The organism is Paenibacillus sp. FSL R7-0340 (assembly GCF_038002205.1).
Taxonomy (GTDB): domain Bacteria; phylum Bacillota; class Bacilli; order Paenibacillales; family Paenibacillaceae; genus Paenibacillus; species Paenibacillus polymyxa_B.
In genome coordinates this window covers 3,697,501-3,719,502 of record NZ_JBBOBY010000001.1, presented here as the reverse complement: position 1 = coordinate 3,719,502, position 22,002 = coordinate 3,697,501, and the positions used below count along the sequence as shown (strand labels likewise).

At 45.3% G+C, this 22,002-nt stretch carries 21 protein-coding genes (1 of these 21 only partly in view); 15 read left to right on the top strand and 6 right to left on the bottom strand.

The features are described from left to right. Positions 1-5: 5 nt before the first annotated feature. Positions 6-983, bottom strand: a complete 978-nt coding sequence (locus MKX59_RS16185) for a LacI family DNA-binding transcriptional regulator (protein WP_028542335.1) — start codon at positions 981-983, stop codon at positions 6-8. Positions 984-1,137: 154 nt separating this feature from the next. On the opposite strand from MKX59_RS16185, the gene MKX59_RS16180 reads away from it, so the two are divergent. The 5 genes from MKX59_RS16180 (at position 1,138) to MKX59_RS16160 (ending at position 8,037) form a co-directional block, all read left to right on the top strand. Beyond that, positions 1,138-2,601: a glycoside hydrolase family 1 protein gene (locus MKX59_RS16180; RefSeq protein ID WP_340858550.1), complete on the top strand. Its 1,464-nt coding sequence runs from the start codon at positions 1,138-1,140 to the stop codon at positions 2,599-2,601. A 17-nt stretch (positions 2,602-2,618) separates the two neighbouring features. Beyond that, positions 2,619-3,473 carry a DMT family transporter gene (locus MKX59_RS16175; RefSeq protein ID WP_264453835.1) on the top strand — a complete coding sequence of 285 codons (855 nt, stop codon included), beginning with the start codon at positions 2,619-2,621 and terminating at the stop codon, positions 3,471-3,473. Between the two features lie 258 nt (positions 3,474-3,731). Continuing rightward, positions 3,732-4,574 (top strand): BglG family transcription antiterminator LicT, encoded by an 843-nt coding sequence (licT, locus tag MKX59_RS16170; protein WP_023988429.1) that lies wholly within the window; start codon positions 3,732-3,734, stop codon positions 4,572-4,574. A 117-nt stretch (positions 4,575-4,691) separates the two neighbouring features. After that, positions 4,692-6,581, top strand: coding sequence for a beta-glucoside-specific PTS transporter subunit IIABC (locus MKX59_RS16165; protein WP_340858549.1), 1,890 nt, complete (start codon positions 4,692-4,694; stop codon positions 6,579-6,581). A 19-nt stretch (positions 6,582-6,600) separates the two neighbouring features. After that, entirely contained in the window at positions 6,601-8,037 is a 1,437-nt protein-coding gene (locus MKX59_RS16160) for a glycoside hydrolase family 1 protein (RefSeq protein WP_340858547.1), read from the top strand. A 65-nt stretch (positions 8,038-8,102) separates the two neighbouring features. Here MKX59_RS16160 and MKX59_RS16155 read toward each other — a convergent pair whose 3' ends face one another. The 4 genes from MKX59_RS16155 to MKX59_RS16140 all read right to left on the bottom strand — a co-directional run bounded on the left by MKX59_RS16155 (position 8,103) and on the right by MKX59_RS16140 (position 11,970). Then, positions 8,103-9,209, bottom strand: coding sequence for a sensor histidine kinase (locus MKX59_RS16155; RefSeq protein WP_028542331.1), 1,107 nt, complete (start codon positions 9,207-9,209; stop codon positions 8,103-8,105). A 15-nt stretch (positions 9,210-9,224) separates the two neighbouring features. After that, complete coding sequence (locus MKX59_RS16150; RefSeq protein WP_023988433.1) at positions 9,225-9,926, bottom strand: response regulator transcription factor; 702 nt, start codon at positions 9,924-9,926, stop codon at positions 9,225-9,227. Between the two features lie 110 nt (positions 9,927-10,036). Further along, positions 10,037-11,227, bottom strand: coding sequence for an acyltransferase (locus tag MKX59_RS16145; protein ID WP_340858546.1), 1,191 nt, complete (start codon positions 11,225-11,227; stop codon positions 10,037-10,039). Between the two features lie 317 nt (positions 11,228-11,544). Continuing rightward, the gene (locus MKX59_RS16140; RefSeq protein ID WP_053325353.1) at positions 11,545-11,970 is read right to left on the bottom strand and encodes a CHRD domain-containing protein; all 426 of its coding nucleotides are present in this window, start codon (positions 11,968-11,970) and stop codon (positions 11,545-11,547) included. A 168-nt stretch (positions 11,971-12,138) separates the two neighbouring features. On the opposite strand from MKX59_RS16140, the gene MKX59_RS16135 reads away from it, so the two are divergent. The 3 genes from MKX59_RS16135 to MKX59_RS16125 all read left to right on the top strand — a co-directional run bounded on the left by MKX59_RS16135 (position 12,139) and on the right by MKX59_RS16125 (position 14,392). Then, positions 12,139-12,561, top strand: a complete 423-nt coding sequence (locus MKX59_RS16135) for a hypothetical protein (RefSeq protein WP_028542329.1) — start codon at positions 12,139-12,141, stop codon at positions 12,559-12,561. Positions 12,562-12,792: 231 nt separating this feature from the next. Next, complete coding sequence (locus tag MKX59_RS16130) at positions 12,793-13,953, top strand: rhamnogalacturonan acetylesterase (RefSeq protein WP_023988437.1); 1,161 nt, start codon at positions 12,793-12,795, stop codon at positions 13,951-13,953. A 115-nt stretch (positions 13,954-14,068) separates the two neighbouring features. Beyond that, a complete protein-coding gene (locus tag MKX59_RS16125) occupies positions 14,069-14,392 on the top strand; it encodes an MGMT family protein (RefSeq protein WP_023988438.1) in 324 nt (107 codons plus the stop codon). A gap of 156 nt (positions 14,393-14,548) precedes the next feature. Here the strand turns inward: MKX59_RS16125 and MKX59_RS16120 are convergent, their stop codons facing one another. Beyond that, positions 14,549-14,737, bottom strand: a complete 189-nt coding sequence (locus MKX59_RS16120; protein ID WP_013370989.1) for a hypothetical protein — start codon at positions 14,735-14,737, stop codon at positions 14,549-14,551. Between the two features lie 319 nt (positions 14,738-15,056). Between MKX59_RS16120 and MKX59_RS16115 the strand changes: the two genes are divergently transcribed. The 7 genes from MKX59_RS16115 to glpX all read left to right on the top strand — a co-directional run. Then, positions 15,057-16,220 (top strand): TolC family protein, encoded by a 1,164-nt coding sequence (locus MKX59_RS16115; RefSeq protein ID WP_028542327.1) that lies wholly within the window; start codon positions 15,057-15,059, stop codon positions 16,218-16,220. Positions 16,221-16,233: 13 nt separating this feature from the next. Continuing rightward, positions 16,234-17,694 (top strand): efflux RND transporter periplasmic adaptor subunit, encoded by a 1,461-nt coding sequence (locus MKX59_RS16110; protein ID WP_053325356.1) that lies wholly within the window; start codon positions 16,234-16,236, stop codon positions 17,692-17,694. Between the two features lie 6 nt (positions 17,695-17,700). Next, positions 17,701-18,420 carry an ABC transporter ATP-binding protein gene (locus MKX59_RS16105; protein ID WP_023988440.1) on the top strand — a complete coding sequence of 240 codons (720 nt, stop codon included), beginning with the start codon at positions 17,701-17,703 and terminating at the stop codon, positions 18,418-18,420. Next, positions 18,417-19,628, top strand: coding sequence for an ABC transporter permease (locus tag MKX59_RS16100; protein ID WP_023988441.1), 1,212 nt, complete (start codon positions 18,417-18,419; stop codon positions 19,626-19,628). Before MKX59_RS16105 ends, MKX59_RS16100 begins: the two co-directional genes overlap by 4 nt. Positions 19,629-19,865: 237 nt before the next feature. Next, a complete protein-coding gene (locus tag MKX59_RS16095; protein WP_223822107.1) occupies positions 19,866-20,480 on the top strand; it encodes a helix-turn-helix transcriptional regulator in 615 nt (204 codons plus the stop codon). 13 nt (positions 20,481-20,493) lie between these two features. Continuing rightward, a complete protein-coding gene (locus MKX59_RS16090) occupies positions 20,494-21,297 on the top strand; it encodes a pyruvate, water dikinase regulatory protein (RefSeq protein ID WP_025723337.1) in 804 nt (267 codons plus the stop codon). Positions 21,298-21,446: 149 nt separating this feature from the next. Then, positions 21,447-22,002, top strand: the 5' portion of a protein-coding gene (glpX, locus tag MKX59_RS16085; protein ID WP_013310165.1) for a class II fructose-bisphosphatase. It continues 422 nt past the right edge of the window; the window shows 556 of its 978 coding nt (coding positions 1-556); its start codon is at positions 21,447-21,449; its stop codon lies off the right edge, out of view.

Here is a 22,002-nt window from a genome sequence, read left to right as displayed (position 1 = left end):
ATGGATTAGCAGGTAGACTGGCGGACCTTCAATTCAAAAGCAAGGGAGGCTGGCTCCAAAGGCTGCCCGTTCAATTGCTGATATAATGTACGGAACATTTCCTGTCCGATTCCCTGCAACGGGTTCGTAATATTGGTCAGTCCCATGGCGTCGGCTACCTGACTTTCGTCAGCTTCAAAGCCGACCACTGCCAAATCTCCTGGAACCTTCCACCCTTTACTACGAGCAGCTGAGATAATACCGCATGCCACCAAATCATTGGTTGTCATGATGGCATGGGGACGTTCCTTTAAAGACTCCAGCTTGGCGAACGCTCGCATTCCGTCCTGCACCGTATGGATACCACTGAGCAACCATTCCTCATTCACTGGCAGCTTCCTTGCCGCGAGCAGGTCATAATAGGCCTGGAGTCTTCTTTGGCTGTTTACGCTGTTTTTTCTGCCTACGGTGCAGGCGATTTTTTCAAATCCCAGCTCGGCCAAATGCTCTAATCCAATCCGAAATCCTTCATAATGGTCGAGATAAATGGATGAAATCTCTTTATTTTTTAATGGCTCGCAGGTCACAATCGGCCCATACTTGGTGTAATGCCTCACAGCAGACCAATCCAGCATACGCCGTAAAATGACGATCCCGTCCACTTTTTTCTGCCTCAAAAGCTCTAACGCCGCGCTTTCCAAATCCTGATTTTCCTCCGTCTGGTAGATCAAAACCTGATAATCTTGCTCTTTACCCGCATTGGATACTCCCTTGATGATTTGCATGTAATAATTATTAATCGTTGGGGTCATGATCCCAATAACCTTGGTACGGCCTACTTTCAACTGCACCGCATTAATATTCGGAATATAATCCAGTTCCCGAATGACTTCCATCACCCTGGTCCGCGTTGCTTCACTGACATATGGATGATGATTAAGCACTCGAGATACGGTACTTGTCGATACCCCCGCAATTTCAGCAATTCTTTTTATATTATGCATGACATTCAACTCCAAAAATTTAGTTCTTGACCTGGAATGCATCCCAGATTGTAGCATGAAAGCATAAAGCGTATGCAGCAATCCGGGATGCATTTGAAGGACATGGGTTCCGCATACTTCTTCACAAATTATAACCTACTTGGAGGAATGCAACATGGAACAGGCAAAAGGTTTTCCCAAGAACTTTCTATGGGGCGGGGCAGCCGCTGCCATGCAGATTGAAGGGGCTTACAACGTAGATGGAAGAGGACTCTCGATTTCTGATGTATTTACCTTTGATCCAGCACTCGACAAAAAGCATTGGCTGGATCAGTGGCATATGATGACCCATGCGCAGGTCAAGGAAGCATTGGACCCAAACAGCACCAAAAATTATCCAAAACGTCGGGGAAATGATTTCTATCACCGTTATGAAGAAGATATTAATCTGCTGGCCGAAATGGGTTTTAAATGCTTCCGCACTTCCATTTCCTGGACACGTATTTTCCCGAATGGCGACGAGACAGAACCCAATGAGAAAGGGCTGCAATTCTATGACAAGGTTTTTGATGCCCTGCTGGCCAAAGGAATTGAACCTGTCATCTCGCTGACCCATTACGATATGCCTTTGTATCTTGTCACCGAATATGGTGGCTGGAAAAACCGGAAACTGATTGAATTTTTCGTCCGTTTTGCCGAGACTGTATTTACCCGTTACAAGGATAGAGTAAAGTACTGGATTACGTTTAACGAAATGAACTGTGTCAAACACCATCCGTTTGTCAGCGCGGGGATCATTGAAGAGAATCACCCGAATCTGGAGCAGGACAAGTATCAATCTGCCCATCATCAGTTTATAGCCAGCGCGCTGGCAGTCAAAGCCTGTCATGAGATTATACCGAACTCCCAGATTGGGTGTATGATCAGCTATCTGTTGCTTTATCCGAATACCTGCAATCCGGATGATGTGCTTGAATGCCAAAAAGAAGAACGAGTGTCCTTCTTTTTCAGTGATGTACAAGCTAGAGGATATTATCCGTCCTATACTGCACGTATGTTCAAAGAAAAGGGTGTTATTCTGCATAAAGAACCTGGCGACGATGAAATCTTGCGAGATAACCTCGTGGACTTCGTGTCCCTGAGCTACTATATGTCCAACAATGCCAGTGCCACTGCCGATCAGCATGCCAAAGCAAGCGGAAATCTGATTGGTGGCGTGAAGAATCCTTACCTGGAGCAGTCCGAGTGGGGATGGCAGATTGATCCTAAAGGATTACGTTATGCGCTCAATAACCTGTATGACCGCTATCAAAAGCCACTGTTCATCTCAGAAAACGGCGTGGGTGCGACAGATCAAATGAATCCTGACGGCACCATTAACGATGATTACCGTATCGACTATCTGAAAAAACATATCGAGCAAATGAGGGAAGCCATTGAGGATGGAGTGGACCTGTTCGGCTACACCGCCTGGGGTCCCATCGACATGATCAGTGCTTCGACCTCACAGGCATCCAAGAGATACGGCTTCGTCTACGTCGACCAGGATGATCTGGGCAACGGAACACTGAACCGCTACAAGAAAAAAAGCTTTGACTGGTATAAAAAAGTGATTGAATCGGGCGGAGAAGTGCTCTAAACGGAGGCGTATGATGCATGAAAGGCTTGAGCCTGCTCTTATGCCTGATCTGGGGCTTTAATTTTGTCATCATGAAATTGGGCAATGGAGCCTTTGAACCTGTTCAATTTGCGGCTCTCCGGTTTCTCACAGGGACGCTACTTCTGTTCGGAATTCTGATGTGGAAACGGGTTCCGAACCCTGACAGGCACACGATAAAATGGTATATACTCTGCGGGATTCTCCAGACTACCTATTTTAATATTGCGATTCAGATATCCCTGAACTACATTAATGCGGGCTTAACCTCCGTGCTTACGTACAGCATGCCGCTGTTTTTATCCATTATGGCTCATTTTATGATTCCAGGTGAGCGGCTGAATACACGCAAAACGATTGGAATTGCTACAGGGGTCCTGGGGCTATTATTTGCTATGGACATTCATTTGGGCGGCAATTTGTGGGCCATGCTGCTTGGGGTGAGTTCAGCGATTGCTTGGGCACTTTCGAACCTGATTATCAAGCTCAAGCTCCAGCATTGCGATAAAACCCAGTTCACGACCTGGCAGATGGCGTTCGGTGCGCTCGGATTGTTATTGTACTCCCTGTTGTTTGAGCGATGGGAGCCGAACTTTAGCGCTGCGTCGATCTTTTATATCTTATTTTCCGGCATTGTGGCGTCTGCTCTTGCATTCCTGCTGTGGACTCATATTCTCACTAGAATGGAAGCTAGTAAAGCTTCTGTTACGCTGTTGCTGGTTCCTATCATCGGTGTTGTGTCCGGCTGGATCTTTCTTCACGAGGCGCTCAAAGCGGCTACCTTGCTTGGCATTTTCTTAGTACTGGTGGGCATCTGGATTGTGAATCGTTCAGGGACTCCGAAGCCGCAGTAAGCGGATGGAAGGCTTTTTTTAATAAAGGGTTGACAGAAAAAAAGAAACTCTATTATAATGAAGCCAAGAAAACGATTACAAAAATGAATCTCATAATTTTCAGGGTGTTACTATTTTAGGCATAACCTGAATGGAGTTCCGGTAAATGGGCGATAACGTCTATGAAGCGGTATTCTGTTCAGGTTTTTTAGTGTATGCACATTTTTTAACAGAGTCTTTTAAAAAATGGCCTTCCAGTAAATAAAAGCAGGTGGTCGCATGATTTTGAAGAAAGCGCTTAACAACAATGTCGTTTTAGCAGAGGAAGAGGACGCCCAAGAGGTCATTGCGACAGGAAATGGAATCGCATTCAACCTGAAACCGGGGGATACCATCGATGAGCGAAAAATCACGAAGCTGTTTGTAGTCAAAACTCAGGATTTATCCGCGAAGCTGGCGGATTTGCTGAAAGATGTGAAGATGGAATGTATTGAAATCGCGGATGAAATCGTGGAGTATGCCAGACCGAGATTGGCTGGAGACATTAGTGACTATATTTACCTAGCCCTGATCGACCACATTTCATTCGCCATCCAAAGGCATGAACGGGGAACACCGATTGAAAACCGATTTCTTTGGGAGATCAAGCGGTTTTATCGCGAAGAATTCGCGATCGGAAAACACGCGCTGGAGATGATTCGTAACAGGATCAACATCACGTTCGATGAGAATGAAGCTGGGTTTATTGCCCTACATTTCGTCAACGCCCGCCTGGATAACCAGAAGCTTGATCTGACGCTAAAAACGTCAAAAGTCATCAAGGATATTATGGATATTGTAAAATACCACTTCAATGTCGAGATTGATGAAGATTCATGGAATTACAACCGTTTTGTAACCCATCTTAAATTTTTTGCCCAGCGGCTTTTTGCCCACGAATCGGCAGACCCGCAGTACATGAATTTGTTCGAAGACCTGAAAATCAAATTTCCAGAAGAGCACAGATGTGTACAAAAAATAGGGGTGTATGTGAATAAGCAGTTTGAGCAGAAATTAACCAATGATGAAATGATGTATCTTATGATTCACATTTCCAGATTGGTCAACAGAACTGAAAACTAACAGGGTGTTACCATTCGTGGGCATTACCTGAGTGATTTCGATACTAAATTGCATTTTGGTATCGGGAATTACTCAGGTTTTTTTTATATCAACCAGAGAACATTGGAGGCAGGCATTATGAGCAAACATGATGAATTAGCGAAATTCATTGTAACTAATGTAGGCGGAGAAGAAAATATACGTGATCTGTACCATTGTATGACCCGTCTGAGATTTACACTTAAGGATAAGCAAAAAGCCAATAAACAGGCTTTGGAAAATTCCGACAGTGTCATTTCCGTGATAGAAAGCGGAGGGCAGTACCAGGTGGTGATCGGCAATCATGTTAACGAGGTTTATGATACGATTGCGAAGAACTATAACCTTCAGGTAAAAAGCGGCAACGACAAAAAAGAGGATAATGCAAAGGAAGGTAATTTCATCAGTCGTGCTTTTACCGTCATGAGCTCTATTTTCCAGCCGATTGTACCTGCTTTGGCTGGTGCAGGGATGCTGAAAGCTATCCTGGTTATTCTTACACAGTTAGAGTGGTTGGACAGTGCCTCCAGTACCTATGCTATCCTTGCTGCCGCAGGCAATGGCGTATTTTACTTCCTGCCACTGATGTTGGCGTTTTCAGCTTCGAGAACATTCAAGACCCAGCCTATCGTATCTGCTGCCATTATGGCCGCTCTGCTGGAGCCTAACTTCACCAAGCTGATGGAAAACACGGGGGATATTGCTTCCTTTATCCACATTCCCGTTGTCCTGATGAGTTATACGACATCCATTATTCCAGCAATTTTAGCCATTTGGCTGTATTCATATCTGGAACGTTTTCTGAAGCGGGTGGTTCCGAAAAGCATTGAATTATTTATGGTTCCGCTTGTTTCCTTACTAATTATGGTTCCGCTTACCGCCATTGTGATCGGTCCACTGGGAGTGTACACCGGTAAAGGTATTGCGGATGGTATTGAATTTTTGAGTACGCAAAGCGGTCTCTTGACTGGAGCCATTCTGGGAGGCGGCTGGACCTTCCTAGTGATGTTTGGTTTACACTGGGGGATTGCACCTGCGATGATCAACAATCTTTCCCTCAAAGGGTTTGATACGATTCGACCTATGATGGCTTCTGCGACCTTCGCCCAATCCGGTGTCGCTCTTGGGGTCTTTCTGAAAGCCAAGGACAAAAAGCTGAAAGCTTACGCACTGTCATCTATTTTCCCTTCACTGTTCGCTGGTATTACAGAACCCATCGTTTACGGATTGTCCGTGAAGCTGAAAAGACCAATGATTGCCGCCGTCATCGGGGGAATGATCGGAGGGGCCATTGCCGGACATTTCCAAACGACCGTGCTTGCTTATGTGTTCCCGGCAATAACAACGATTCCGGCATTCTTTACGAATACAATTGCTTTTTATTTGATTAGTATCATCATTTCATTTGTGGTTACTACCGTATTGACTTATATTCTGGGCTTTAATGAAGGAAACGGGGCAACGGATGCGGAGACAGGAAAGACGGAAGCAGAAAAATCCGAGCCTGCCTTACAAACTGAACCTGGACATACCGAAGTCACCGAGAATGTCTATGCGCCTATCCATGGCCAAATTGTTCCGCTTCATGAGGTTCCTGATCCTGCGTTCTCTACAGAAGCGATGGGTCAAGGAATAGCCATTCTACCGAGTGAAGGAAAGGTATATTCACCGGTTTCCGGGGTTGTCTCGCTCGTATTTCGAACCGGCCATGCGATAGCCATCACCTCAGATAACCATCTGGATCTGTTAATTCATGTGGGACTAGATACGGTTAAGCTGAAAGGCAACTATTTCACGAAGCATGTAGAACAAGGGCAACGGATTGAACGAGGCGATTTGCTGCTTGAATTTGATATTCCGAAAATCCAGGCAGCCGGTTATGACCTGACCACTCCGATTATTGTTACCAACAGCACTGCTTACCAAAAGGTTACCCAGACACAGCAAAAATCCGTTGATTTGCAAAGTGTTTTGCTCACCGTACATTAAATAAAGGAGGAAATGAGTTATGACAGCACAGATAGCCAAAAGTTTTCCTGATAATTTTCTATGGGGTGGTGCTATAGCAGCGAATCAGGCTGAAGGGGCATGGAACGAGGATGGTAAAGGGCCAGCAATCAGCGATGCATTTCGGGGAGGAATAGTAGGCGGGACGTTTGATGATACGATTGATGAAAACAAGTACTACGCCAGCCATGAAGCGATTGATTTTTACCATCGTTATAAAGAAGATATCGCCCTGTTCGCCGAAATGGGCATGAAATGCTTTCGGACTTCCATTGCATGGTCCCGAATCTTTCCGAATGGGGATGATGCCGAACCAAATGAAAAAGGGCTGCAATTTTACGATGATCTGTTTGATGAGCTACTGAAGTATGGAATTGAGCCGGTCATCACCATTTCTCACTTTGAGCTACCTCTGAATCTGATTCGCAAATACGAAGGCTGGAAAAGCCGCGAGCTGATTGGATTCTATGTAAAGTATGCGGAAGTTGTCTTCAAACGTTATAAAAACAAAGTGAAATATTGGATGAACTTCAACGAAATCAACCATTTCCATACCATTCCTTTGGCGGCAGGAGGCATTGTTGTTCAAGACGATGAGCACAAACTGCCGACTATTTATCAGGCTAGTCACCATGTGTTCGTTGCCAGCGCCCTGGCTACTAAACTGTGTCATGAAATTATCCCAGGAGCGATGATGGGAGCTATGTTATCCCTGAGTCCGATCTATCCGAATACCTGTAATCCGGACGATGTGTTTGAAGCCTATGAGCTGAGAAGAAGATCCTTATTTTATTCGGATGTGATCCTTAGAGGCTATTATCCAAGCTATGCGAAACGGATATGGAAAGAGCATACCATCATGGTCCAAATGGAGCCCGGAGATGAACAATTACTGCGGGAGCATACAGCGGATTATTTAGGATTTAGCTATTATCGAAGTACGACACATAAAGCAGGTATGCCCATCTTGGGCAACACAGGGGGAATTATGGGACTCGACAATCCCTATTTGGAAAAAACGCCATGGGGATGGCCAATTGATCCGAAGGGCTTCCGCTATGTGTGTAATGAGATGTACGACCGATATCAGAAACCTCTGTTTGTTGTAGAGAACGGCTACGGCAGTCATGATGAAATTTTGGAAGACGGTTCAATTCATGATCCCGAGCGGGTAGACTATCTGAACAAGCATCTGATCCAGTTGCATGAAGCTATTGAGGATGGCTGCGAAGTGCTCGGCTATACCTGGTGGGGTCCAATCGACATTGTCAGTGCGGGAACGGGAGAAATGAAAAAAAGGTACGGCTTTATCTATGTAGACAAAAACAACGATGGTACGGGTACGCTGGAAAGAAGAAAAAAGAACAGCTTCTACTGGTACCAAAAGATTATTGAATCCAATGGGGAAGTATTGTTTGAACAAAATAAAGGAATATAGTCCTGTATTAAATAAAAGTCAGAAACGAACCGGTCAGAGATACGATCTTTGGCTGGTTCGTTTGTTTATGTGTAGGAGTAGAGGGGAAAACGGGTTTCAAAATCTGTTTGTCTGCGATTGCTCCTAACCGAAATGCGGCCATCATGCAGCTCGGTAATACTTTTTGTAATCGCAAGGCCCAGTCCGGTGCCTCCAGTTTCCTTGGAACGTGATTTGTCCACCCGGTAAAACCGTTCAAACAAGTGCGGGACATCTTCCGCAGGAATTGGGGTGCCGTAGTTGGTGCAGATTACCACCGCCTCGTCGTCTTCGCGTCCTATGGTGATATCGAGGCGTTTGCCGTCTTTTCCGTATCGAATAGCGTTGGAAAACAAATTTTCATACAGGCGTACCAGCTCGTCGGTATCGGCTAGAATCCGAACAGGCTCGACGATTCGGACACGGTAGGACATGTCCGCCTGTTCCAGCGAGGGTACAAATTCCTCAGCAAGCTGAGTGAGCAATTTGCCTAGATCTACAGGCTCCAGCTCCAGGGGGAGACTGCCACCGCTCACACGCGTGTATTCAAACAGCTCGTCGATCAGCTTTTTAAGCGTCAATGACTTTTCATAAGCAATGTTCACATAATAGCGCAGCTCAATTTCATCCCGATAGCGGTCGGTTTCAATATATTCCAAAAAACCGATCACGGATGTTAGCGGGGTACGAAGATCATGAGATACGCCGGTGATCAGGTCGTTTTTGGCTTTGGCGGAAGCCCGTTCTTCTTCCAGTGAGAGACGGAGCTTGTCCGCCATGGTGTTCATATTTTTCGCCAAGGTACCCAGCTCGTCCGCTGAAGAAACAGGGATCGTATAGGACAGATCTCCATCAGCAAACTCCTGCATCCCCGTCGTAATTTCCCGAAGATAGCCAATCGTATTTTTGGTAAAAAGGAAAAAGAAATAAATATATAAAGGCAGCCCTCCAATCAGCATGATGAGTGGGGACCCAATATGATTCACGGTCCAGCGAATTAGACGAGTGCCAAAAAATGAACGGGAAGGGTTCAGCCATAGTAGCAAAGATGCTCCATAATAAAACACCATCAAAATCAGTCCGGTTAAAGTGAAGGCGGCAAGGCTAAGGGCTGCCAGCTTCCATCCCAATGTGTCATATCGTTTTGCCTTCAAGACGTGAATCCTCCATTAATCGAATTTTTCCATTTTGTAGCCGATTCCCCACACCGTTTTCAGGTATTTAGGTTTTCTCGGATCAGCCTCAATTTTCTCGCGAATTTTACGCACATGAACCATCAGCGTGTTGTTGGATTCCAGATATTGCTCCTTCCATACTTTTTCATAGATCTGCTCCATGCTCAGCACTTGACCACGATTACGTGCCAACAGCTCGACAATGGCAAATTCACGCGGGGTCAGCTTAATGGATTCTCCGGCGAGAGTGACCTCATGCGTAGCAGAATTAATGGAGAGTTCATCCAGTATCATTTCATGCTCCAATGCAGGGGAGGAGTGGGTATATTTCCGTACTCTGCGCAGCTGGGATTTGATGCGTGCCACCAGCTCCAACGGGCTGAACGGCTTAGTGACATAATCATCGGCTCCAACGCTGAGTCCTGTGATTTTGTCCATATCTTGTCCCTTCGCAGACAACATAATAATCGGAAAATGCTCGGTTTCTCTGATCTTCATGCAAGCTTCAACCCCGTCCATATTGGGCATCATCACATCAAGCACCATCACATCTATCGATTCCCGACTGACTTGCTCCAGCGCTTCCAGTCCGTCTCGTGCCATAAGCAGTCGATATCCTTCATTTTCCAAATAAATTTGCATCAGCTTAATAATTTCAGGTTCATCGTCTACTAATAAAATGGTTCCGTTATGCATGGTTGTGCACCCTTTCTGTTCTTTCCAGCAGTATACAATATGGGCGTATTATATACCTTTTTAAAGATGGAGGCTATGGACACTCATCTCAGTTCGCTTGCTTGGGGTCGTCAGCCTTTGGATAGTGCTGTTTCAGTTGAAGTAATACGGTTTTCTTGCTTGAATTGTCTTTTTTCTATTTCTGGTAGTTGACCGAACAAGATCCAAGCAAATGGCAGGAAACGGGAGATGATCGACACGACGAGCCAAGAGCAAAGAAGTGCAAAGAAAAAACCTCCGGCATACCACACATGAATAAGCTGCGGAGAACCGATATGTGGTGAAAACTGCCGATACAGGAGCAGGAAGAACGGATGAATCAGATACACACCAAAGGACAGTGTGCCCAGACGTTCCAGTTTGCGAGTCACAAAGGAATGTTGTCGTCTAAACATTAAAAAGGAAATCTGTAGTATTACCAGCGTGCTAGACAGGCTGTACATATTATACATAAGTTCAAAAACTAGCGAATTGTACGAGATTCCGTACATTCTATTTTCGTACCACATATAGACATGCATGGTGGCTGAAATCAGCCATAAAGCCCAAATTGCGATCCATGTCAACACTCCGGCAACACTTCGTTCCCCCTTACGCATCAAAAACCACGTTCTCAGCTGTGGGTAGTAGTAACCGAGAGCAGCACCCAGCATGTAGCAGGCTATATAAGACAGTGCCCAACTGCCCTTATTTTGAACCTGAAATAGAAATTTATTTCCAATAACAAATGACCACTGTACCAACAGCCCAAGGACAATAGACCATTGTGGAAGTTGCCGACAACGCTGGAACAGCCACAGTACGAATGGAAATGCAAGATAGAATTGCATCATGATAAAAATATAATATAAATGAGTATACGCTTTGCCTGTGGCCAGCATCAGAGCAAAGCTTTTCGCAAGTGTGATTATATTCCATGGTTCGGAGCTGCCAGCCATAAGGGACAGGATGAAATAAAATAGAGAGAACATGACGTAAGGTAAGAGGATGTACAGCAACCTCTGCTTATAAAAGCGGCTTAAGAGCTGTCGTCCCATCGGACGATCCTTGTAGTTGTAGAACAGTACCATGCTGCTAAGCGCGATAAATACGGGGGTTCCATACTTCATCAACACATTGAGCGCATTGTATACAACATAAAGACTGGAATTTGTAAGCTGAACCGTTGCATAAGAAGTGGCATGTACCATCAAGACGGCTAAAATCGCCATGGCTCTGACCAACTGCAATTCGGGAATTTTTTCTTTGGTCTTAGGCTTCATAAGCTTCATTTCCTTTCAGGAGTGAACTGTATCTTGTTGAACTCTTTCTATTAAAAGATAAAGTTCTTAACAACCCTGAAGGGAAGGGCTTAAGAAACGCTTATGAACTTCTTAACTTTTGTTAAGAATTGAGGATTTTGCAAAAATCCCATAAGCGACTTCCAATGAACAAGATATAGATTGAAATGGTTTAGTCCGTCTATATATGCACTTCGGAGCGACTGGAATCGAATTTTAAAAAATCCTGAATTAAAAAGAACTTCCATAGCCTCAAAATGAGTGGCATGGAAGTTCTTTTTTATACTCATGATCATTCGTTATTTGCAGCGTTTGATAGGTGCGCGTCTAATTTGTCCACGAATGGCACCGTTCGGATGACGGATGGTGTGGACATTGACGTAAGCATTGCCCTCTCTGATTTGGCACACCAAATCATAAATGGTTCTGCCTCTGAGCGGACCGGTAAGATCACATGCACGTAGCACGCCGGTAACGACGCCTCTTCTAACGGTTATCCCAAATTTCGAAGGACCAAACAGTGTAGCAACAACAGGGCCGTTTTCACCTCTTCGTCCCAGATGAATATGCGCTTCGGTTACCCGTGAGATATTGCGCACAGTCAGTTCAAAGCTTAATTGTTGGCTCGTTGGACGGTAACGAAATTCGGCTGTTCCTGTAGCATTTGTTCTGACAGGAGGCACTTCATTAGCCCCCCTTAAGGTGGCTCTAAACTTATTAGACATGACATCCCTCCTTTCCCAGTGTTGGTTTAGTGTATTCACAGGGCCAGAGAAAGGGCTGCACATTAGCCTATTCATCAGAAGTTGTGTGTTTTACAAGTTATTCAGTCCAAGCACAAAACAAACTTTTTCATAGTCTATGAGTATCTGGTAGAGAGAGGAGGGGAAACCATGGGGACATTTATTGATGGAAGAACATCCCAAAATGCTTCGACAGCCAACTCTATTGCCATTCCGATCACGGTTTTGAATACACCTCAATTGTTTGGACAGATCGGATTAAACACACAGGGAGCTACAGGTACGCCACGGGTTCTGCTTAAAGGAACCATATCGCTTCAACTTCCGCTTGCTTTAGTAGGAATTACTATCACTATTGTAAGAGGTACTGTGGTAACTGACCCTGTTGTTTATTCGGCTACATCCACTTTTAGTTTGAGTTTATTAGCTCCACAGGTTATTGCGTTCTCAGCAGATGATTTCAATCCGCCGATTACGCCACAACTGGTGTACACTGCTTTTGTTTCTGCTAACCTGCTGGGTACAATACGTGTAGGTCCAGAGAGCTTTGACGGAATTTTGGTTGCGGATTAATGTAGTGATTTTGATATGAAGAAATATTGCTTCATAAAGCTTCGCAGTTGTAACTGCGAGGCTTTTTTGTGTACAAGTACAAGTTTTAGCTTAACGAATAAACTACTTTTCTTTTGCATAATAATCACATAGGCATAACCCTGCAACAATTGGTAGAATTTTATGTATGCGCTTACAAAAATAAAATATTCTTTGCTTCGTACAATTAAAAATCTGAAGGAGGAATGAAGAATGAAATGGAAAAAAGGATTGACTGGTATGCTTTTAGCAGCTTTTTTATGTGGTGCACCAGGTATGGGCATAGCTACGCCGGCACATGCATCCGCTGGCGAGTACAAGTTTGATTTTGGCGGAGGTACGGTCGAAACGGGTTATACCGGTGTGAGTGCTTCGCTGTCCTATGACTCAGCACGTGGATATGGCTTTCGTACCCCTGAGAATATGCGTAATGTCAGCGCTTCGGGGACTGGAGTGGCAAGTGATGCGGTACGGTTCCTGGCTACAGGTACGAAAAGCGAGAATACTTTTGACGTTGATCTTCCTCCTGGTTTGTATGAGGTGTCGGTTACTTTAGGAGATACCTCTCGTTCGAGTATTGCGGCTGAAGGGGTGTATCAGGTCATTAATATGACAGGGAATGGGGCCAAGGATCGTTTTCAAATTCCAGTGACAGATGGACAGCTAAATCTGCTGGTTACTGAAGGCAAAGAGGGCGCGGTTTTCACACTCAGTGCATTGGAAATCAGGCAATTATCTAGCAATCCGGTTACGAATCGAACGATTTATATGGGTGGAGATTCTACGGTTTGTAACTATTATCCGCTAGATAGCAGCGTACAGGCGGGATGGGGTCAACTGCTGCCAGAGTTTGTGAACACGAATACTTTTCAAATTCGCAATATGGCGTCAGGAGGCCAAATTGCTAGAGGCTTCCACCAGGACGGTCAGTTGGAGGCCATCGTCCAATATATTAAGCCGGGGGATTATTTTATTCTCCAATTGGGCATCAATGACACCAATCCAAAGCATAACGAAAGCGAAGCCGAGTTTAAGGACTGGATGAAGGATATGATTCGGCAGGTTAAGGCTAAAGGGGCGACGGTAATCCTGTCAACTCCGCAAGGACGAGCGACTGACTTTAATGCTAACAATGTACACAACGCAGAAAATAGATGGTATAGAAGCGCTATTTTGGCACTGGCTCAAGAGGAACAAACGCCTTTAGTCGACCTGAATGTTCTTAGCTCAGCTTATTTCACTTCTATTGGTAAAGACGCTACACTGGCCTTGTATATGAACGGCGATACACTCCATCCAAACTATGAAGGTGCAAGGGAACTGGCCCGATTGGTAGCACAGGATTTAAAAAGGCAGGGTCTGAGCGGATTCTAAATTTAAACGATGGGTTTTCCCCTGCTTCTTACATTCGTAGGAGCAGGGGTTTTTAGCCTCTGTTCAGGGTGCTATAATTATTGAAAAAGCAATAGTAATACGGAGGAATTAGAACATGCAGCCTTTCACTGCCCGTGTGCTTCAAATTATACTGTTGATCCCTGAGGGAAAAGTAATGACTTACGGTCAAATTGCGGCAGAGGCCGGAAGCCCAAGAGGTGCCAGACAGGTGGTGCGAATTTTGCATACATTGAGCCAAAAACACCGACTTCCTTGGCATAGAGTAGTCAACCGTTTGGGGGAGATTGCTTTGCAGGAGGATGAGTCCGCATCCCTGCAGCGTCTGTACTTGGAGGAGGAAGGCATACGTTTTAATGAAAGCGGGCGTATTCCACTCGATCAATATCTCTATGATCCGCAGGCGGAGATGGAAGAATAGGAACGGAACAAGCTATGCGGTTTTATATTAGATTTGATGATCACAAAAATCCGGGACAAATCAATTATCGATTTGTCCCGGATTTTTTTCATCTAGCATACGAAGCGGATAACTAGAGGTAATCTGTTATTTATAGCATAAGATTCACTTGTCATTTTATCCGATAAGATGCTGCTGATCCCGTTGGGCAAGGTGAAAAGAAATGCTGTTCATCAGCGGTATATCGTTATTTTTCCGGGCTTCCCGGATCAGTTGTTTCTTTTTTTGTTCTGATTCACGTAAAAAGCGGGTCATCCACAAATCAGACGGTTCGTTAGTGGTTGTCATGCGAGATTCTTTTATCATCTATTAACCCTCCCAGTGAGCGGCTGTAATTCTTTCTCTAGTATATGTTCCAAACCTTAATAGATGCTGTTGGTTTCCTTAAAATTAGCTGAAAATTAGGTAAAGTTCAGGTGAAAATAGGTTGAATCAATATCTCATTGGACGAAAAGTAGTATAAAGCGAGTAATCAGGAAGTAAAGGTTACAAAAATGTATTGTTTTAACACCTTGTACCAACATAAACCTGAAAGTACAATTAGAATGCAAAGAGTTCGTGGAAGTTTATGTCGAAAAAAATGGAAAAGATTAGGGGAATGAACCGAAAGGGGAGAGATTCATCTATGAAGCAAAAAGCGGCTGTCGTGCTGCTTGTATTGTCCTTATCATCAGGATTGGCCTCCACTGTACAGTCTGAGAGTTTATCAGGAAATGTAGCATCAAGTACGTCGGTTAGTCCATCTACTGAGGCTACATCGAAGACATCATCCGTAACGGGTCAGGCTTTACCTACATTAACACTCAAGCAGGCCGTGGAATGGGCACAGACGAACAATTACAATACGCGTACCGCCGAACGGGACGTAGAGCGTCGCAGAATGGAACTGAAAAATGCAGAAAAGGATCTGGGAAATGCATTTGTTGATTTTATAGACGGTGAATATGTTGATGATAATACCTCTTGGAGAAGTTATAACTCTTCGACGCTATCTTATCTAGCCAGCAAAAAGCAGGCGCAGTTCGCCAAAGACCAGATTTATTTTAATGTGATGAAAAGCTATCAAAGTGTGTTCGTGGCAGAGAATCAAGTGAAAAATGATCTAGAAGCGCTTGAAATTGCCCAAGCGGAGGAAAAGATTGCACTTGCCAAATTTGCGCGCGGCAAGCTGTCTGAGTATGCGAAAAACGAGAGTACACAGACCAGAAGCCAGGCTCAGCAAACAGTAGAGCAGGGGAAAATTGCGTTGCAAAAATCTAGGGATGCTCTGAACTTCCTCATGGGACAGCCTAACGGAACAGCCTATGAATTGGTTGATCGGCCCGTGTACAAGGAACCGAAGAAGCTGGATATCGAAATACATATACAACAGCTGACAGACATGAATCCAAATTTATGGAAGCTGGAGGATAGTATCAAAACTTCGGAACTTAATGTGAGATACTTCGATTTTAACAGCGGAGCAGGTGCTTACGATCTAGCTAAAATGGATGTCGATACGGCTAAAGAGGAGCTCGACAAAGGTCAAAAGGATTTTGCCGAATCACTCCGCAATTTGTATGCCACGGTTAAGGAAAACCAAAAAAAATATGTACAACTGGAAGAAAGCTTGCGTACGGCAAAAGAGGCCTTGGAGTTATCACGCAAAAAGTGGGACAGAGGTCTAATTATCGAGATGGAATTGAAAAATAATCAGTTGAAAGTGAACCAGATTGAACGGCAAATGGAAGAGCTGGCGATCGAGTTGGATCAAAATGAGTATACGTTGAACAAGCCATGGAGCACATAGGGAGGAAAAGGCGTTGGCAGAAACGGTTTTAAATGATGCTTTAATCAAGTTACGGAAAAAACGGAGAAAAAAGTGGATATGGACTGCAATTGTTCTACTGGTTGTAGGTGGAGGCGGAACAGCAGTATATCTGAGTCTGCCCAAGGAGCAGGCGGCACCTTTGGTTCAGGATGAGACGCTTAAAGTAGAGCGCGGCGATGTGAGTGAGAAGCTGGACACGTCCGGTACCGTGCAAGCGTCCAAGGAAGTGAAGTTAAACTTCACGAGTGCAGGTGATAACAAGCTGGCAGTGGTAAATGTGAAAGCCGGGGACAAGGTGAAAAAAGGACAGGTGCTGGCTCTTCTGGACAGTTCAGAAATTAAAATGCAAATTCAGACTGCGTCTGATACTTTGGAAATATCCAAATCCAAGCTGGCTGAATTGGAGAAAGGTCCGAAGGCAGAGGACATTGAAATTCAGAAAACAAATGTACTTCGGGCCAAAATGGCTATTGATACAGCGCAAGAATCATTTGAGCTGGAAGAAGCCGAAAGTCAGAAGAAAACTTCCCAAAAGCAGTTGGAACAGGCGCGAAAGGCATATGAAGACCAAAAGTTTTTACATGATGCCGGTGCGGTGTCCAACAGTGAATTGGAGCAGGCAGAGCAAGCACTGGATAAAGCACAGACGGACTATGATGGTCTGGATCTGCAGTTCCGCAAAATCATGTCGCAAAAACGTCGCACCATTTCAGAAGCTGAAATCGGATATCGTACGGCAATGGCAGAGCTTCGCAAAATTCAGGTTCCGGCTGATGCATCCAATATTCAAGCCTCACGGATAGAGGTTCGAAGACAGGCGACGGAACTGGAGCAGAAGAAAAATGAACTGAACAAGCTTCAGGTCACAGCACCTTGGGACGGGGTAATCTTGAAGGTGAACGGGGATGTAGGGACCAGTCCGACGGCTCCATTCATTGTCATGAATAACTCGGATTCCAACGATCTTAAGGTGGTTGTGAAGGTAAGTCAGACCGACATTGTCAAAGTAAAGAAGGGTCTTTCAGCCGTGTTGACTACCAATGCATATCCTGGTGAATCATTTCCAGGGAAGGTGCAATTCGTCTCACCGGAAGCCTCTACGGATGAAGGGATGACGACGTATCTGATGGAATTGTCTGTTCATGACCCGAAAGGCAAGCTCAAAACGGGCATGATTATGAATGTGGCTGTTATTTTGGGAGTACACAAAAATGTGCTGTTCGTACCTGCTACTGCGCTGAGATCGGAAGGGGGACAGGATGGTGTGTATGTTTCCGCTAATAACGCTGCGAATCCAGGGGCGCGCACATTCAAGCCCGTAGAACTCGGATTTTACACGCCAGATCGAGTCGAGCTCAAGTCAGGTGTAAAGGAGGGTGACACGCTTATTGTGCCTGCTCCTGAACCTCCGCCGGACCCTTCTGCTATGGGCGGCATGCAGGGAGGCTTTTAAACGGGTATGAGATACGTCATTCAGATTGAGGATTTGAAAAAAGTGTATCAGGTCGGAGATCAGGAAATTCATGCCCTGCGTGAGGTACAACTTGATATTGCTGACGGTGATTTTGTTGCGATCATGGGACCGTCTGGATCAGGCAAGTCCACGATGATGAATGTCATCGGCTGTCTGGATTTACCTACATCGGGACAATTTTATTTGGATGGCTATTCGATATTAGATGCCCGCGAGGATGAACTGGCTATTATACGTAATCAGAAAATCGGATTTGTATTTCAAAAATTCCATTTGCTCCCGCGAGCAACGGCTTTGGAGAATGTGGAACTGCCTATGATCTATGCGGGTATTCCTGCCAAGGAGCGTCGTTTGCGGGCAATGGAGGCTCTTACTAGCGTAGGTCTAGGCGATCGGATGAACAATAGGCCAAACGAATTGTCAGGCGGTCAGCAGCAGCGGGTGTCTATTGCGCGCGCACTTGTGAACAATCCGGTCATTCTCTTGGCGGATGAACCGACAGGCGCATTGGACTCCAAAACAAGTGTTGAAATAATGGGGATTTTTCAGCGTCTGAATGATCAGGGGAAAACGGTTGTATTGGTTACTCATGATCAGGAGGTTGCGGAATACGCCAAGCGTCTGATTCATTTTCGGGATGGGCGGATTGAAGAGGATCAGCCTGTTGGGAAACGAAGAATGGCGGCAGAGGAAGTGAAGGCATGAAGTTTAAGGAAATTATCCGTGTATCGCTCAACAGTTTGCGAACCAATATGCTGCGATCTTTGCTGACCATGGTGGGCATTATTATCGGAGTGGCCGCTGTGATTATGATTGTAGCCATCGGTAAAGGATCAACGGCTACGATTACATCTCAGATCAACAGTATGGGAAATAATCTGCTGATGATCTATCCTTATGCTCCATATGATGGCTCCAGCTCCATGTCGTTCAGTCAGACGAAAGGAATATCTCTGGAAGATATCGATGCGCTAGAGGAGCAAAAAGCAGTAGCAGAGGTAGCGCCAAGTGCCATGACCAATGCAGATATTACGTGGAGTCGCAATAAGGTCAGCGCGCAAATTGAGGGGACTTCGCTGGCATTCGTTCATGTGAGAAAGCTGTCACTAGCTCAAGGCAGGTCGTTTACCCACTATGAAGTGGATAAACAAATGAATGTGGCCGTGCTTGGGAGTGATGCGGCCCGTAATATTTTTGGTCCGGATGCCTCAAGAGCGGTCGGTGAGACGATCATGATTAAACAGCTTCCTTTTAAGGTGGTTGGTGTGCTGGCAAATTCCAATTCCAATATGAGTAACAGTGGTCAGCAGGTATATGTACCGATTACAACGGGGATGGAACGGCTAGGCAATATGAGTATTCAGCAGGTGAACGCCTCTGCAACAACAGAGGAGAAGATTAATCAGGCAAGTGCTGAAATTCGGCAGGTGCTACGTGCCAGACATGAGCTAAAGCCATCAGAGGGCGATGACTTTCAGATCATGACCCAGACGGAAATCTTAAAAACAGTGTCCGGGGTTGATCGGATTATGAATATGCTGCTGGCCGGTGTAGCTGCAATTGCGCTTGGCGTTGGAGGTGTCGGCATTATGAATATTATGCTGGTGTCCGTCACGGAACGTACGAGGGAGATCGGGATTCGTAAAGCGATTGGTGCGCAACGCAGTGATATTATGCTGCAGTTTGTGGCTGAGGCTGTTTTTCTCAGTCTGATGGGTGGACTGGTTGGCGTAATGGTGGGTCTCGGAGGTGCAAAGCTGCTCGAGAAATTCGTCCAAATGCCGATTGTGTATTCGATAGAGCCCGTGCTGTACTCTTTTCTGTGCTGTATGGGGGTTGGAGTGTTGTTCGGAGTATATCCGGCGCGAAAGGCGTCGAAGCTGCGTCCAATTGATGCTTTAAGATACGAATAAGGGAGCGGGTACTTCGCCTTACTCGAAAGAGCAGGGTGCAAAGTACCCGTTTTTTGTGTTAAATAAGTGTTTTAAATGATAAAAAGACATGAATAACCGCCTTAATTTTATATATGTGATGTTTTATATGCTTTTTAAGGTTGATTTATTGTTATATATGACGTATTATATTCAATATTAGATCGCAAGAAAAAAGGAGGGACGTTCATCATCGACCTTACGGCAAGACAAGTAGAAATTTTAAACATCGTACAAAAGCATGCCCCGATTACCGGGGATCAGATTGCGGAAATGCTTAATCTCAGCAAGGCGACCATTCGGACCGACCTATCCAAATTGGGCATTCTGAATTACATAGATGCAAAGCCCAAGGTCGGATATTTTGTTGGAAAGCGGGGCACGCCGAACCGGGAGGAAAAATTCCGGCTGTTGCAAATGAAGGTCGGCGATCTTCATGGGGTTCCAGTCATCGTACGAGAAACAACCACGATTCAGGAAGCTGTCGTAGCTCTCTTTTTGGAAAATGTGAGCAATTTGATCGTCACCGATGAAGACGGAGATTTGGCAGGGGTAGCTTCCCGCAAGGATTTGCTTAAGGTAACGTTAGGGAATCCCAATGCAGCAACCATTCCTGTCAGCCTTGTGATGACCCGACAGGCGAATGTTGTCACCGTTTCCCCAGAGGATACGGTATTAGAGGCAGCGCGCAAAATTATTGCCCGTCAAATCGACAGCCTGCCTGTTGTCGTCCCTTCCGACTCCGACAAGCCAGGGGAGCACTGGAAAGTTGTGGGACGCATTACAAAAACGAATATTATTAAAATGTTGCTCGATATGGTAGCAGAGGATTAATGGGAGGAATCGAATGGTTCAGGTGAGCAGTCATTTTATAGCGATCTGTTCAGACTCGATTGGCGAGACGGCAGAAGCTGTCGTACAGGCGACCATGCGCCAATTTGAGTTACCGGACACAGAGATCAAAAGATTTATGAACGTGAGGGATGAAGACGAACTGAGCCGGGTGATGGAGGAAGTTGCCGAGCGTAAAGGCTTCGTAGCTTATACGCTGGTACAGCCAGAATTGAGAGAAGCGATGAAAGAGGAGGCTGTCCGGCTGAATGTGCGGGCTGTCGACATTATGGGACCGATGATGCAGGCGTTTGCTGATACGTTCCATAACGATCCCAAAGAGAAGCCTGGTCTGCTGCACCGACTGGACGATAACTATTTTCGCCGTGTAGAGGCCTTGGATTTTGCGGTTCAATATGATGATGGCAAAGATGTGAGCGCCATTCTCAAAGCGGATATTGTATTGCTTGGAGTATCCCGTATTTCCAAAACCCCTTTATCCATGTTTCTCGCGCATAAAGGTTATAAAACGGTCAACATACCGATTGTACCGGAGCTGACACCGCCTGTTCAGTTGAAGGATGTTCAGCGTGGTCGAGTATTCGGATTAACGATCGAGCCAGAGTTACTGTTGAAAATACGCAGTGAGCGACTAAAGGTTATGGGGCTTCCTAATAATGTGCAGTATGCTACAGCGATGAGGGTAGAAGAGGAAATAGCGTATGCGCAGTCTTTGTTTAAAGAGCTGAATTGTCCGGTTATTGATGTTACAGATAAGGCGATTGAAGAGACGGCAGGTTTAATTATCAGAATGTTATAGAGCCTAGTAGCTGGCTCATATAACTAAAAATTAAAATCGTAGGATACAGGAGTTTAATAGATAAATAGAAAGATTGCAGCAAAGTTGCCCTAAATAATTCATTTGCTTAAGGGTAACAATTAATTTTTAGGAGAGGTGGAGGGATAGGTATGGAGAGTCAAATGGCATTGGAATTCGTTCGGGTAACAGAGGCAGCGGCACTGCAATCAGCACAATGGACAGGGCGTGGAGATAAGAATAGCGCAGACGAGGCGGCTACGGTAGCCATCCGCACTCATTTTAATGCGGTATCCATGGACGGCACGGTCGTCATTGGCGAAGGCGAAATGGATGAAGCTCCCATGCTGTATATCGGGGAAAGAGTAGGCAATCGCAGAGGACCGGCTATGGACATCGCTGTCGATCCACTAGAGGGAACCGAAACGGTAGCAAATGGTTTGAATAACGCTCTGTCGGTCATTGCTGCTGCACCTCGTGGTAGTCTACTCCACGCTCCGGATATGTACATGCAAAAAATGGCCGTTGGCCCGGCATTGGCTGGAAAGCTATCACTTGAGGACCCAATTCCAACTACATTGTCAAAAGCTGCACGAGTACTCGGTAAATCCTTGTCTGATCTTACCGTGTCCATTCTTGATCGTACACGGCACGCCGGGATTATCAAGCTTCTGCGGGAAAGCGGCGTTCGAATCAAACTGCTTGGCC

Excerpts from the sequence above, each read along its gene's own strand:
- MKX59_RS16185 (WP_028542335.1), bottom strand. The coding sequence starts at position 983 with ATGCATAATATAAAAAGAATTGCTGAAATTGCGGGGGTATCGACAAGT.
- MKX59_RS16180 (WP_340858550.1), top strand. The coding sequence starts at position 1,138 with ATGGAACAGGCAAAAGGTTTTCCCAAGAACTTTCTATGGGGCGGGGCA.
- MKX59_RS16175 (WP_264453835.1), top strand. The coding sequence starts at position 2,619 with ATGAAAGGCTTGAGCCTGCTCTTATGCCTGATCTGGGGCTTTAATTTT.
- licT (WP_023988429.1), top strand. The coding sequence starts at position 3,732 with ATGATTTTGAAGAAAGCGCTTAACAACAATGTCGTTTTAGCAGAGGAA.
- MKX59_RS16165 (WP_340858549.1), top strand. The coding sequence starts at position 4,692 with ATGAGCAAACATGATGAATTAGCGAAATTCATTGTAACTAATGTAGGC.
- MKX59_RS16160 (WP_340858547.1), top strand. The coding sequence starts at position 6,601 with ATGACAGCACAGATAGCCAAAAGTTTTCCTGATAATTTTCTATGGGGT.
- MKX59_RS16150 (WP_023988433.1), bottom strand. The coding sequence starts at position 9,926 with ATGCATAACGGAACCATTTTATTAGTAGACGATGAACCTGAAATTATT.
- MKX59_RS16145 (WP_340858546.1), bottom strand. The coding sequence starts at position 11,227 with ATGAAGCCTAAGACCAAAGAAAAAATTCCCGAATTGCAGTTGGTCAGA.
- MKX59_RS16140 (WP_053325353.1), bottom strand. The coding sequence starts at position 11,970 with ATGTCTAATAAGTTTAGAGCCACCTTAAGGGGGGCTAATGAAGTGCCT.
- MKX59_RS16135 (WP_028542329.1), top strand. The coding sequence starts at position 12,139 with ATGGGGACATTTATTGATGGAAGAACATCCCAAAATGCTTCGACAGCC.
- MKX59_RS16130 (WP_023988437.1), top strand. The coding sequence starts at position 12,793 with ATGAAATGGAAAAAAGGATTGACTGGTATGCTTTTAGCAGCTTTTTTA.
- MKX59_RS16125 (WP_023988438.1), top strand. The coding sequence starts at position 14,069 with ATGCAGCCTTTCACTGCCCGTGTGCTTCAAATTATACTGTTGATCCCT.
- MKX59_RS16120 (WP_013370989.1), bottom strand. The coding sequence starts at position 14,737 with ATGATAAAAGAATCTCGCATGACAACCACTAACGAACCGTCTGATTTG.
- MKX59_RS16115 (WP_028542327.1), top strand. The coding sequence starts at position 15,057 with ATGAAGCAAAAAGCGGCTGTCGTGCTGCTTGTATTGTCCTTATCATCA.
- MKX59_RS16105 (WP_023988440.1), top strand. The coding sequence starts at position 17,701 with ATGAGATACGTCATTCAGATTGAGGATTTGAAAAAAGTGTATCAGGTC.
- MKX59_RS16100 (WP_023988441.1), top strand. The coding sequence starts at position 18,417 with ATGAAGTTTAAGGAAATTATCCGTGTATCGCTCAACAGTTTGCGAACC.
- MKX59_RS16090 (WP_025723337.1), top strand. The coding sequence starts at position 20,494 with ATGGTTCAGGTGAGCAGTCATTTTATAGCGATCTGTTCAGACTCGATT.